Annotated in this window: 11 protein-coding genes; 3 read left to right on the top strand and 8 right to left on the bottom strand. The window is 49.5% G+C overall.

The genetic code is table 11. The annotated features are described in order from the left end of the window. Positions 1-5: 5 nt before the first annotated feature. Together ACXAH4_RS12935 and ACXAH4_RS12930 are read right to left on the bottom strand one after the other, a co-directional pair. The gene (locus tag ACXAH4_RS12935; RefSeq protein WP_474843177.1) at positions 6-1,274 is read right to left on the bottom strand and encodes an ABC transporter substrate-binding protein; all 1,269 of its coding nucleotides are present in this window, start codon (positions 1,272-1,274) and stop codon (positions 6-8) included. 114 nt (positions 1,275-1,388) lie between these two features. Continuing rightward, positions 1,389-2,102, bottom strand: coding sequence for a choice-of-anchor H family protein (locus ACXAH4_RS12930; protein ID WP_474882145.1), 714 nt, complete (start codon positions 2,100-2,102; stop codon positions 1,389-1,391). A 202-nt stretch (positions 2,103-2,304) separates the two neighbouring features. Here ACXAH4_RS12930 and bla point away from each other — a divergent pair, with 202 nt between their 5' ends. Further along, positions 2,305-3,036 carry a subclass B1 metallo-beta-lactamase gene (gene bla, locus ACXAH4_RS12925; protein WP_474882143.1) on the top strand — a complete coding sequence of 244 codons (732 nt, stop codon included), beginning with the start codon at positions 2,305-2,307 and terminating at the stop codon, positions 3,034-3,036. Between the two features lie 84 nt (positions 3,037-3,120). On the opposite strand, the gene rraB is transcribed toward bla, so the two are convergent. After that, entirely contained in the window at positions 3,121-3,516 is a 396-nt protein-coding gene (gene rraB, locus ACXAH4_RS12920) for a ribonuclease E inhibitor RraB (RefSeq protein WP_474843171.1), read from the bottom strand. A 55-nt stretch (positions 3,517-3,571) separates the two neighbouring features. Continuing rightward, positions 3,572-4,300 (bottom strand): 1-acylglycerol-3-phosphate O-acyltransferase, encoded by a 729-nt coding sequence (locus ACXAH4_RS12915; protein ID WP_303572765.1) that lies wholly within the window; start codon positions 4,298-4,300, stop codon positions 3,572-3,574. Positions 4,301-4,464: 164 nt separating this feature from the next. Here ACXAH4_RS12915 and ACXAH4_RS12910 point away from each other — a divergent pair, with 164 nt between their 5' ends. Next, complete coding sequence (locus ACXAH4_RS12910; protein ID WP_474843169.1) at positions 4,465-5,634, top strand: HD-GYP domain-containing protein; 1,170 nt, start codon at positions 4,465-4,467, stop codon at positions 5,632-5,634. A 145-nt stretch (positions 5,635-5,779) separates the two neighbouring features. On the opposite strand, the gene glnG is transcribed toward ACXAH4_RS12910, so the two are convergent. The 4 genes from glnG to glnA form a co-directional block, all read right to left on the bottom strand. Then, positions 5,780-7,195, bottom strand: a complete 1,416-nt coding sequence (glnG, locus tag ACXAH4_RS12905; protein WP_303572767.1) for a nitrogen regulation protein NR(I) — start codon at positions 7,193-7,195, stop codon at positions 5,780-5,782. After that, a complete protein-coding gene (gene glnL, locus ACXAH4_RS12900) occupies positions 7,188-8,273 on the bottom strand; it encodes a nitrogen regulation protein NR(II) (protein WP_474843166.1) in 1,086 nt (361 codons plus the stop codon). Before glnL ends, glnG begins: the two co-directional genes overlap by 8 nt. Before the next feature lie 127 nt (positions 8,274-8,400). Then, complete coding sequence (locus tag ACXAH4_RS12895; protein ID WP_474843164.1) at positions 8,401-8,910, bottom strand: DUF4124 domain-containing protein; 510 nt, start codon at positions 8,908-8,910, stop codon at positions 8,401-8,403. A gap of 104 nt (positions 8,911-9,014) precedes the next feature. Continuing rightward, a complete protein-coding gene (gene glnA / locus ACXAH4_RS12890) occupies positions 9,015-10,424 on the bottom strand; it encodes a glutamate--ammonia ligase (RefSeq protein ID WP_474843162.1) in 1,410 nt (469 codons plus the stop codon). 567 nt (positions 10,425-10,991) lie between these two features. Between glnA and typA the strand changes: the two genes are divergently transcribed. Continuing rightward, on the top strand, positions 10,992-12,815 hold the full coding sequence (gene typA, locus ACXAH4_RS12885) for a translational GTPase TypA (protein ID WP_119502306.1): 1,824 nt from the start codon (positions 10,992-10,994) through the stop codon (positions 12,813-12,815). Positions 12,816-12,858 lie beyond the last annotated feature (43 nt).

Here is a 12,858-nt window from a genome sequence, read left to right as displayed (position 1 = left end):
TACCACTAAGAAGTAATGAATTCATACCATTTCTGCAGACTATATTCATAAGTCGGCATAACGGTATTCCAAACGGCGACATGGCCGAAACGATCTTCGTAACTGCCGCCGGAGCGTTGCTGTCCGCGATTGACAGACACTTTTCCATCCGGCCCTCTGAGCGGTTCTGAAGCTGGTAAACCTCTGTACCAGTAGTTCCATTCAGCTTCACTTAAATAAGGCTTTGAACGTTGCGGGTTTGAAATGTAATACCCCTGACGGGCAATGAAAGCACCGGGCCAGCCGGACAACCACCAGTTCATGTATTCATAGGCAGCATCTTTCACCCGGCCCTGCGTGGCAGCAGAAAGACACATCACGCCGTGCCAGCCACGGTAACCTTCACGGGGAGCCGCAAAGCGAACAGGAATATCCTGACCATTCAAATCAGACACAGCAGGGGAGAACATACTTTCAATGGTGACCCGCTTCGTACGCATGTATTGCACCGATTCCGGTACGGAGGTCCAGAAGCCATTGAAATGCTGCAGCTGTTTAAGCTCAATCAGTAACAGGAACAGGCTGTCTAATTCTGCCCGCGTCATGGCGCCGATGTCTTCAAATTCCATGAAGCCTTTCGCTTTTGCCGCCAGGGCTAAATCAAATAACCCGATAGTCGGGTCATTCACGATACCCACTTTTCCGCTGAGTCTGGAATCCAGCAGCCAGCCCCAACTCTCATCTGCACTGTTCATATCGGCCGGTAACGCGTTTTCCAGATAGCCAAAGGAATCAACATTGTGCACGTACGGGAGGAAGCTGATTTCATCCGTGTGCTTTTCTCCCAGCGAGCCGTCGGCCTGAACGTTTATTATTTTGTGGGGGGCATCACCGGCACCGATTTTCGCTTCGGGAGAGACCTTGCCGGTCTTTGTCAGATCGTTAATTTCGTCCCAGTTACCAATACGGCGTTTATCGATGGGTTGAATGGCATTGGCCCGCCAGAGCACATTGATGCTGTTTGACCATTGCTCATATAAATCAAAGCCCTGCGGATTCATGGTGGCTTTCTGAAGTACCGTTGCACTGCCGCCGGGAGCGAACTGCAGCCGGATCCCTAAGTCTTCCATAGCCTGCTGTCTCAAGGCTTCCTGCAAGGTTACATGGGTGCCAAGCACTCTTACCAGAGGTTTCTCTTTGCCAATGGCAAAGGGGACCATGCCGGCGGTCAGCCAGCCTGCCAGAGAGCCTTTCAGCACTCGTCTTCTTGTCAGCAGTTTTTTTTGTTTGTCCATTCCGGTGGCGCTTTGTCCTGAGTCATACTTTATTGTGGCACTGAATGGACAGGTATGCCAAAAAAAGCGTTAAAACAAAGGCTGTTCTCTTTGAACAGCCCCGGAAGTAGAGTGCTATCTGCGTGGGCGGCGTGATACTGTTCTCCATATCCCCATGCCCAGAAGGCCGGCAAGGAAAGGCCAGTGCAGGGCTCCGCCGTGTTCTCTTACTTCCACCACGGTTTCCTGTTCAACAATGACCCGGTCGTAATCCTGACTTTCAAGGGGCACATAAGACAAGTCTGCATCGCTGGTATGATCGGCAACAGCCAACAGTTCGTTTGTCTGCGCGTCGTACAGCTCAATCATGATGTCATAGTCGAATGGACGGTAGCCGGTGATAAGGTCAGTTTCTATTACAAATTCATCGCTGGTACTTTCCCCGTAAATATAAAACACAGATGACTCGTGTACCGGGTAAAAACTGTCAGCATCGCCCAGGTAAAGCACGGCATAAACCGGTACTTCTGCATAAACAGTATCAGCATCAAAGCTTACAGACACCGTCGTGGCATAGCCGTCATAATCGGCGTCGTTGAAGCGCTCAGTCCATGCATCGTAAATCCAGAAGTCGGTATTCACAACGGCATTCACAGCTGCCCGCTTTTTACTGCTTTTTGTGGCTTTGGTAACGCTGGCCAGTGTATCGTTTCTGATAAAGTCGCCGTCTTTCGGGGTGTACGCTTCACCGAACTGAAACTCTCTGGCTTCAGTGGTCCGTTCCGTTGTTTCTGCCTGTGCCGGCGCTTGCAGAGCGGTAATGCCCATCAGAACAATTAACGGTTTCATTGTTTGTTTCAGCATCATCATTCCTCTTGTCTTTGGCTGACTACGGGCTTAGTGTCGCCTGCGTAAACTGAACGGTTGCTGAAAGCAGTCTTAACCGCTGACAGTTTGGCCCTTTATCTGTGCATTGCAACGGGTTAGCTGTAGACGGAATGTACCGGCCGGGATATAAACATGAGCAGACTCATTGATTACGGAATTATTCATGGTGCGGTTCGTAAAACTGATAGCGTTGCTGGTGTGGGGATTGTCTGCTTTCGCCCTGCACGGGGAAGCGTTGCCGGAGCAAAAACCAATGCAATTGTTACCTTTGTCTGATGATGTGTGGCTGCATCTGTCGTACAAGCAGGTAGACGGATTTGGGCTGGTGGAGTCCAACGGCGTGATTATTCTGTCTGAGCAGGGCAGCATTATTATCGATACGCCGTGGACAGAGCAGGACACCGCGGAGTTACTGAACTGGGCTGCAGCTCGAGGCATGCCGGTAACAATGTCGTTTTCCAGTCACTCCCATGAAGACCGTACCGCGGGCATTGGTTTGCTGAACAGCAAAGGCATAGATACACATGCGTCGAAAATGACTAATGCTATTCTGGAGAAGCAGGGTAAGCCGCTGGCAAAACAGGAAATTACCGGTCCAACCTATGCTCTGGCAGAAGGTGTTGAGGTGTTCTATCCAGGTCCGGGACATGCGCCGGATAACAGTGTGGTCTGGCTGGCCGGAGCAAACATTCTGGTTGGCGGATGTCTTATCCGCAGCGCAGAAACGGATAGTTTAGGTTATACCGGTGATGCCAGTCCGGAAGAGTGGGGGCCGTCAGTACAGAAGGTGTTAGCCAGATACCCTGAGGCGAAAATCGTGTTGCCGGGCCACGGACTGCCGGGAACCCGGGCGTTGCTGCACCATACTATCTCACTGACAGAAGGTGCTAACTGATCAGCGCGACATCGTTGCTGAACAAAAAAGCCGGTGATCTTCATGCAGTATACACCGGCTTTCGTTGATGAGTCAGACAACGTATCAGTCGTTGTAATCCTCATCGTCCTCTTCTGCTTCTTCGTCGCGGGGCATAAAGTAAGTGCCCCAGCCGTCGTAGTGCACATCGCACTTATCAGCAATCTTCAGCAGCGCATCTGTGTCTTTGTCCAGCGCATCCTGTTCCAGCTCACGCTCAACAATCGCGTCAAAACAGAAAATAGTACCGCCGTCGTCTAATACAAGCTCCTCAGCATCAGACACTTCGAAACCGGCTTTGAACGCATCTACGGCTGCTTTTTCCAGTTTATCGAAATCATTGGAAGCAAGGTGATGCTCAATGGTGTACACCGCATCCGCCTGACTGCCGTCTTCCAGCAGTGCTTCTATGGTTTCCTGGTTAAACGCGTACCATTCTTCCCGTTCATCAAACTGATTCATGTTATCTCTCAAAAACGTCAACTTGCCCTAGTGTAATTAACTGAACGGCAGGATGCTATCTCTTTGCAGATTCAATTTGTGCCACTTCTTCGTTAAGACGGGCGAATTTCTCTTCCATGGCTTTATGGAAATGTTCCGTCCAGCCTTTCGGAGAATGCTCACGGGTCAGCTCTACCGGCGCATCAATATCGATAAGCACAACACCATTGTTCCAGCGGTTCCACTTTACTTTTTCGTGTAAGTCGCTGGCAGTAACCATGACAACCGGTACTTTAACAGCCTGTGCCAGCCAGAATGCGCCGGATTTAAAGGGCAGTAAACCTCTGCCGTAGCTTCGTGTGCCTTCCGGAAATACCCATACGGATGTCCCTTTTTCGCGGATTTTCTTACCAGCTATTTTTAACGTATCCCGCGCTTTTCCGCTGTTCTTCCGGTCAATCATGATGTTGCCCGATAACCAGTAAATCTGTCCGAATACGGGGATCCACTTCAGGCTCTTCTTACCGATAGTCACCACACCCGGCAAAGCCGCCTTACAAATGGTGATGATGTCGTAACTGCTCTGGTGATTGGCGATTAACACGTACGGGGTGTCTTCCTTCACCGCATCACTTTTCCGGATAATGATTTTAAGCCCCATAATCCGGGACATCTGCGCATAAGCGTTGCCGGCGAAATGAACATTATTCTTGTGAAAAGGGCGAAGCACGCAAACCACTAAAACAACGATGTTTATCAGAATGAATGCGAAAAAGAGCGCGATTACGCGAAGAATTGCTAACACTACTGTTCCTGTTTTATGTTTTGCCGCGAAGTATACGGGATTGAGAGCAGTTCAGTTATCCGATCAGTCTGAAAATTTAGCCAAAAGAACACTATTGCTGATTAGCGAAACTGCCGATCAGATGATATAACTTAAATACATGCTTAATGCGGTAACCAGATAAAATGCAGACGTTTACACCGGAAGAACTTGAAGAAGATATCCTCAGTGACCTGATGGAGGAAATCAACGAACTTTATGAATCCAGCGAACAAACCCTCATAGAGCTGGAATTGCGTCCGGAAGATAATGAACTGCAACGCAGCCTGTTCCGTTCTATCCACACCATCAAAGGTGACCTGGGGCTGGTTAATTTCAGTCCGATGATCCCCTTGCTTCAGCACGTTGAAGATTTGCTGGATTTTCTGCGTAAAGGGCAGATTAACTACACCAGTACCATGAGTGACCTGGTGTTGCTGACTATGGACAGGGTGAAAAGCTTTGTTCAGGATGTGATGAATGCCGGGTGTGCTGAATATGACGGTAATCTTCATGAACAACTGGTGCTGGCGATCACGCGGATCACGCCGGACAACCATGCTGATCACGACAAACTGCTGGCTGATGCGGTATTGCTGCTGAATCCGGATCTGGACATTGACACCGGTGAATTTGCCGGTACAGAGCAAACCGCTGAGGCGGAAGGCGAAAAGCCACCGGCAAAGCCTCCGCAGACGGTAGCGAATACCGGAATACTGAAAGGTCTGAGTGCCGACAAACGGGCCGATATGCTGTTTTTCCGTGACCTGATGCAAACCATTGAACACCGTTCTAATTATTGGGCCGGGCGTGGCGACCGGATTGCAAAGCTGGCGCTATACATCAATCATGAAGCAGGCAGTCCCATCGATGACGATCAGTTGTCTGTTGCCTGTTACGTGCACGATTTTGGTATGGCGTTCATGCCGTTGCACCTGCTTAACAAAACAGACCCGTACACTGACGCCGAGTTTAATCTCATGCGTTCTCACGTGTACAAAAGCTCCCGCTTACTGGAGCATCTCGATCAGTGGGATCACGCCCGTAAAATTGTGATGCAGCACCATGAAAGGGTAGATGGCAGTGGTTATCCGCTGGGCCTGAAAGAAGATGATATTTGTGACGGTGCCAAACTGCTGGCCATTCTCGATACCTACGATGCCATGACCCACTCACGGGCACATAATCAGGACTCGCGGATGTCTAAAAAACAGGCGGTCATTGAACTGAACCGGGCTGCCAAAGGGCAGTTCAGTATGAAATGGGTGCGGCACTTTAATCAGGCCATGACGAGCCTGCTGACGAAGAACCCGTAATATCCTTCCGGGCGTAGCCGCCTGAACAGTAAATTTATTCATGTAAAAAGCCGGGGCAGAAATTCTGCACCGGGCTTTTCTAATTGCGGAGACCGCGGAGACCGCGGAGACCGCCGGGACCGCGGTGACTTTCGTCTGGCGTTATTCAGCCGTTCACATCCAGCTCTTTAAGTTTACGGGTCAGCGTGTTCCGACCCCAGCCAAGACGCTTGGCGGCATCCTGTTTGTGGCCATGAGTGTAACTGAGTGCACGTTCCAGCATGATTTTCTCAAACGTGAGCATGGCGTCATTCAGGATATTGTAATGTCCTTCACGAAGCTGAGTGTCGGTCCATCTCGCCAGTAACTCGGGCCAGTCGCCGGTAGCGGTACCGCCACTTTTCTCGATAGTGCCCTCTGAGTGGATTTCCGGCGGCAGATCGCCGGGTAAAACTTCCTGTCCGCTTGCCATAACGGTAAGCCAGCGGCACACGTTTTCCAGCTGACGTACGTTACCCGGCCAGGGCAGGCGGGTCATCAGCTTCTCTGCATCTTTACTCAGCGACTTAGTCTCTACATCCAGCTCCTTCGCAGCACGGCGCAGGAAGTGTCTTGCCAGCAGAGGAATATCTTCACGGCGCTCTGCCAGCGACGGAATGTGGATACGGATAACGTTCAGGCGGTGAAATAAATCCTCACGGAACTTACCTTCTGCCACCCGTTTTTCCAGATTCTGGTGGGTTGCAGCGATGATCCGTACATCAACAGTCACTGACTGATGTCCGCCGACGCGATAAAATTGTCCGTCAGCCAGTACCCGTAACAAACGGGTCTGAACGTCCAGCGGCATATCACCAATTTCGTCAAGGAAAAGGGTACCGCCGTTTGCCTGCTCAAAACGGCCCTGACGGGCAGTTTGTGCGCCGGTAAAGGCGCCTTTTTCGTGACCGAAAAGTTCTGATTCCACGAGGTCTGCCGGGATGGCTGCCATATTCAGTGCAATGAACGGATTGGCCGCACGGGGGCTGTGACGGTGCAGGGCATGAGCAACCAGCTCTTTACCTGTACCGGACTGACCATTAATCAGCACGCTGATGGAGGAGCGGGACAACCGGCCGATGGCACGGAAAACTTCCTGCATGGCCGGCGCTTCACCGATAATTTCAGTAACCGCTTCATCCTGAGGTACCTGATTTTGCCGGCTCTGTTCCCGTGCATGGGCCAGCGCCCGCTGCACCAGCGTAACGGCTTCGTCGATATCAAAGGGTTTTGGCAGGTATTCAAACGCACCACTCTGGTAGGCATTTACAGCACTATCTAAATCAGAATGCGCGGTCATGATGATGACCGGAATGAGCGGGTCAGTATTATGTACTTCCCCCAGCAGTGTCATGCCGTCCATCTGAGGCATACGGATATCTGAAACGATAACCTCAGGGCGCTGACCACTTTGTAATTGCAGTAAAAGATCTTCAGGATTCTCAAAACTCAAACACCCGATATTGGCTGCCTGTAATGCCTTTTGCAGAACCCAGCGGATTGAGCTGTCGTCATCTACAATCCATACGGATTCATTATTCATTATCCGACTCCTTTCTGGGGACAGGGAGATATAGCGTAAATTCGGTGTGGCCCGGATGGCTGTCTACCTCAATTTTTCCGCCGTGGTGATTTATTAATGTTTGTGCAATAGACAGGCCCAGCCCGCTTCCGTTCTGCTTGCTGCTGACCATGGGATAAAAAAGGGTGTCTCTGATTGCGGCGGGGATACCCGGTCCGTTATCAATGATCTGGATTTTGGCCACCAGAGAGTGCCGCTTACCCAAAATGGTCATTTGTCTGTCTATACGGGTAACAAGCCGAATTTGCGGTGACGGTGTTTTCGCTTCTGTGAGCGCTTGAACACTGTTTCTTAAAATGTTCAGCACCGATTGCTGAATCATGTCCTGGTCTACTTTCAGATCCGGAATACTCGGGTCATAATCGCGGATGATAGTGATTGGGTTATCAGAGTCGACCCTCATCAGGCTGCGCACTTTCTCAAGCGCCTGATGGAGATTACTCCACTCAAGCCTTGGCAGCGCGTTGGGCCCGAGCAAACGGTCAACCAGGTTTCGCAGCCGGTCTGATTGCTCGATGATCATCTGCGTGAATTCATTATGGTCGGGATTTGTCAGCTCTTTTTCCAGCAACTGGGCGGCACCGCGAATTCCCCCTAAGGGATTTTTAATTTCATGGGCGAGGCCGCGGATCAGTTCTCTGGCGGCATCGTGCTGGGCATTTTGCTGATTTTCTCTGGAGATGCGGCGTTGCTGGTCGATACGGCGCACCTCAAACATCAGTTTAGGGCCGTCATCGGTATTCAGGTTAGTGACAGTGAGATCAGACAATACACAACGCCCGTCTTTGAAGCACAGACGTAAATCGTTTTCAGTAAAGTCTTCGCCATGACGAATTGCCGCCCGCAAACGGGCATCATTGATGGCGTTCGGCACAAAAAAGTCCGATAGCTTGTGTCCGGAGAGCTGCTTCACCCCAGTTTCGAACAACGCTTCCCCTGCGTGATTGGCATAAACGATTTGCAATCGTTCGTTGACCATTACCAACGCTGTGTTCAGGTTGTTCAATAAATGGTTTGTTTCAAACTCGGTGGCTTGCATGCCGAGCATTCCTCATTTGCACTTTTATAGTGCATTATAGTTTAACGCGTTCAAACGGTGTTAATTGCACCAAAATAAAATTTTCTGATGAACCCGCATGGTGCGCTGGCTGCGCCACCAAAGAACGCTAATTGTTATTGATAAACACTGATGCCTGATGCAAATAAAGTGTTTGCTGAGGAGATGATGCAAGAGTCTTGCCCTTATTATCAATTATGTCTATATGATAAGTGTGGGCGCCACGGTCAATGCCGGCGAGGTTAAACTTACCGCTACTGTTGATGCGGGTTGGCTGGCCGTCGAAAGTAAGGCGGTAACGGCCACGGAAGGCCGGGGTGGTAGCGGCTGTTATAGAAAACTGACCGTTGTTATTGCGGATTGTGGCTTCCGGTTCCGGAGAGGAAATGGATACTTTATAGTTGGGCTGTTTGTCGCGGGATTGCGTCTGTTGCGTGGCTTTGATGTCGGGGCTGTCTGCAACATTACTGGTATTGGCTTCGAACTCAAGGGTCTCTGCGCCGTCCTGTGGCACGTCTGTATACAGAACGGTACCGTCTTCTTTCACGACTTTATAAATTGTTTGTGACTGTACTGAAGGCACGAATAAAGCGGTGACAAGCAAAATGCGAAGTATCATCGGACACCATTTTCACAACGAAAGAATTCTCAGTCTAGCAAAAGCCGGGACGAAAAAAAGCCCGCAGATGCGGGCTTTTTCAAATCAAATCAGCGAATGGCTTCTTATACGCTGTAGTACATGTCGAACTCAACAGGGTGAGTAGACATGTTCAGAGTCGTTACTTCTTCAGACTTCAGACCGATGTATGCATCGATCATGTCATCAGTCATAACGCCACCGGCTTTCAGGAAGTCACGGTCGTTGTCCAGCGCTTCCAGAGCCATTTCCAGTGAGCTGGCAACAGTTGGGATTTCTGCTGCTTCTTCTGGTGGTAAGTCGTACAGGTCTTTATCCATAGAGTCACCAGGGTGAATCTTGTTGATGATACCGTCGATACCCGCCATTAACATAGCAGTGAAGCCCAGGTAAGGGTTACCAGTCGGGTCAGGGAAACGTACTTCGATACGACGCGCTTTATCGCTTGTTACGTAAGGAATACGGATTGACGCAGAACGGTTACGTGCAGAGTAAGCCAGCATAACCGGTGCTTCAAAGCCTGGTACCAGGCGCTTGTACGAGTTAGTAGAAGCGTTAGTGAATGCGTTGATTGCACGGGCGTGCTTGATGATACCGCCGATGTAGTACAGCGCTTCTTCAGACATACCAGCGTACTTGTCGCCTGCGAAGATGTTTTTGCCATCTTTAGCGATAGACTGGTGAACGTGCATACCAGAACCGTTGTCACCAACCAGAGGCTTAGGCATGAATGTCGCAGACTGACCGTATGCATTTGCAACGTTGTGTACAACATACTTATAGATTTGAACTTCGTCAGCTTTCTTAACCAGCGTGTTGAAAGCACAAGCGATTTCGTTCTGACCAGCAGTTGCTACTTCGTGGTGGTGAGCTTCAACGACCAGACCCATTTCTTCCATAACCAGACACATTGCGCCACGGATGTCGTGTGCTGAGTCTACTGGTGGAACCGGGAAGTAACCGCCTTTTACGCCAGGACGGTGAGCAAGGTTACCGCCTTCGAATTCTGCACCGGAGTTCCATTTTGCTTCAGAAGAATCGATCTTGAAGAAAGAACCCGCCATGTCAGTGTGGAATTTCACATCGTCAAACAGGAAGAATTCTGGCTCTGGACCGAAGAAAGCAGTGTCACCGATACCAGTAGACTTCAGGAACTCTTCTGCACGACGTGCAACAGAGCGAGGGTCACGGTCGTAGCCTTCCAGGGTAGACGGCTCAACGATGTCACAACGGATGTTTACCTGAGTTTCTTCTGCGAACGGGTCAACAACGCAAGATGCTGCGTCTGGCATCAGGATCATGTCTGATTCGTTGATGTGTTTCCAACCAGAAATTGAAGAACCATCAAACATCTTACCTTCTTCAAAGAACTCGTCATCGACCAGACCTGCAGGGATCGATACGTGTTGCTCCTTACCTTTTGTGTCGGTAAAGCGTAAGTCTACAAATTTAGCTTCGCTTTCTTTGATCAGCTCTAATGCCTTTTCTATTGACATCGTGTCCTCCGGATTTATTAGAATAAACGTGGAATGAACAATTTCACTCCAAAATAATTGAGAATCATTAAAGCTATTTTCATGCCACTTACATGAAGACGGTAAAACGCGGCTTAGCAGGCAGTAGCACAAAAATCCACAAACGCAAGTGCACTATAATGGTGCGGTGAAGCTCTGTTTTGGTGCGTAAGGGTGTTTTGATTCATCGGGTTCTATCGGACTGCTGAACATTATTAAGCCGTGATTTATCCGTACCGGAATGATTCGAACCGGAGCAGAAGAATAAAGGCTGTGACAATGCAGAAATTGCAGTATATGAAGATAAGAACTGATGCTTAGACTAGAACAAAGCAAACCCGGATACTAGTAGGATCATTGATAAAACATTGGAATAAATTAGATCCGCACACAATCCAGAAAAGTGTCACAAAGAAAAATAAAAAAAGATGCGCAAAGCGAAAGGAATTTCTGTACAATCCGCGCACATTTTACTATTCCGTTTTAGCAATCAAATCTGCCTGATGTTTTTCTTACATCTGCAACGCTGATTTCCAAGGCTTTGACCCAATGACCACTGATATTAATAAATTACGCAATATCGCGATTATCGCGCACGTTGACCATGGTAAAACGACTCTGGTTGACAAACTGTTACAGCAATCCGGTACGCTGGAAAGCCGTGGCGAAGCCCAGGAACGGGTAATGGACTCTAACGACATCGAGAAAGAGCGTGGTATTACCATTCTGGCGAAAAACACCGCCATTAACTGGAATGACTACCGCATCAACATCGTAGATACCCCGGGACACGCCGACTTCGGTGGTGAGGTAGAGCGTGTAATGTCGATGGCTGACTGTGTACTGCTGCTGGTTGATGCGCAGGAAGGTCCTATGCCGCAAACCCGTTTCGTAACGCAAAAAGCGTTTGCTCAGGGTCTGAAGCCAATCGTAGTAATCAATAAAATTGACAAGCCGGGCGCACGTCCTGACTGGGTAATGGATCAGGTTTTTGACCTGTTCGATAACTTAGGTGCGACTGATGAGCAGTTAGACTTCCAGGTTATCTATGCATCAGCACTGAATGGCTGGGCATCAATGGATGCAGACACCAAAGGCGAAGACATGACGCCACTGTTCCAGTTAATCGTGGATCAGGTTGAAGCGCCAAATGCAGACCCTGCCGGTGCATTCCAGATGCAAATCTCTCAGCTGGACTACAACTCATATGTTGGCGTAATCGGTGTTGGTCGTGTTAAGCGCGGTAGCGTGAAGATGAACCAGCAGGTTACTGTTGTTGGTGCTGATGGTAAGAAGCGCAACGGTAAAGTGGGTCAGGTACTGGGTTACTTAGGTCTTGAGCGTCATGAAGTCGACTCTGCAAGCGCAGGTGACATCATCGCGATTACCGGTCTGGGCGAACTGAAAATTTCTGATACTGTGTGTGACGTTAATACAGTAGAAGCCTTGCCTCCGCTGACGGTTGACGAACCAACAGTAACCATGACGTTCCAGGTAAACACATCTCCGTTTGCCGGTAAAGAAGGTAAGTACGTGACTTCACGTAACATCCTTGAGCGTCTGCAGGACGAGCTGGTACATAACGTGGCACTGCGCGTTGAAGAAACCGCTGACCCGGATAAATTCCGCGTATCAGGCCGTGGTGAACTGCACTTAGGTATCCTGATTGAAAATATGCGTCGTGAAGGTTACGAGCTGGCGGTATCACGTCCGGAAGTAATCCTGAAAGAAGTTGACGGCGAGCTGCAGGAACCGTTTGAAACACTGACTATCGACTGTGAAGACGAGCACCAGGGTTCAATCATGGAACAGCTTGGTCTGCGTAAAGCAGAAATGCGTGACATGAACCCGGATGGCAAAGGCCGTATCCGTATGGACTTCATCATTCCAAGCCGTGGTCTGATTGGTTTCCAGACTGAGTTCATGACGCTGACTTCCGGTTCAGGTCTGTTGTACCACACGTTCGACCATTACGGTCCGCACAAAGGCGGTACTATCGGTAAGCGTAAGAATGGTGTACTGATTGCCAATGCAATGGGTAAAGCACTGACAAACGCCCTGTTTAACCTGCAGGAACGTGGTCGTCTGTTCATCGGACACGGTGTTGAAGTTTACGAAGGTATGATCATCGGTATTCACAGCCGTGACAATGACCTGACAGTAAACGCCCTGAAAGGTAAGCAACTGACAAACGTGCGTGCATCAGGTACTGATGAAGCGCAAACTCTGGTTCCACCTGTGAAGATGTCTCTTGAACAGGCGCTGGAATTTATCGATGACGATGAACTGGTAGAAGTTACGCCGGTAAGCATCCGTATTCGTAAGAAGCTGCTGACTGAAAACGACCGTAAACGTGCCGGTCGTGCGAAATAAGTACTGAGTATTTTTGAAAAAGCGTCCTGATGGACGCTTTTTT

It is taken from the genome of Alteromonas sp. ABV2_168 (genome assembly GCF_056161165.1).
This window is presented reverse-complemented; position numbering and strand designations above follow the sequence as displayed.

Bases quoted from the DNA above. Each gene is read 5' to 3' on its own strand.
- typA (WP_119502306.1), top strand. From the start codon at position 10,992: ATGACCACTGATATTAATAAATTACGCAATATCGCGATTATCGCGCAC.
- bla (WP_474882143.1), top strand. From the start codon at position 2,305: ATGGTGCGGTTCGTAAAACTGATAGCGTTGCTGGTGTGGGGATTGTCT.
- ACXAH4_RS12930 (WP_474882145.1), bottom strand. From the start codon at position 2,102: ATGAAACCGTTAATTGTTCTGATGGGCATTACCGCTCTGCAAGCGCCG.
- ACXAH4_RS12895 (WP_474843164.1), bottom strand. From the start codon at position 8,910: ATGATACTTCGCATTTTGCTTGTCACCGCTTTATTCGTGCCTTCAGTA.
- glnL (WP_474843166.1), bottom strand. From the start codon at position 8,273: ATGCAAGCCACCGAGTTTGAAACAAACCATTTATTGAACAACCTGAAC.
- glnG (WP_303572767.1), bottom strand. From the start codon at position 7,195: ATGAATAATGAATCCGTATGGATTGTAGATGACGACAGCTCAATCCGC.
- ACXAH4_RS12935 (WP_474843177.1), bottom strand. From the start codon at position 1,274: ATGGACAAACAAAAAAAACTGCTGACAAGAAGACGAGTGCTGAAAGGC.
- ACXAH4_RS12910 (WP_474843169.1), top strand. From the start codon at position 4,465: ATGCAGACGTTTACACCGGAAGAACTTGAAGAAGATATCCTCAGTGAC.
- glnA (WP_474843162.1), bottom strand. From the start codon at position 10,424: ATGTCAATAGAAAAGGCATTAGAGCTGATCAAAGAAAGCGAAGCTAAA.
- rraB (WP_474843171.1), bottom strand. From the start codon at position 3,516: ATGAATCAGTTTGATGAACGGGAAGAATGGTACGCGTTTAACCAGGAA.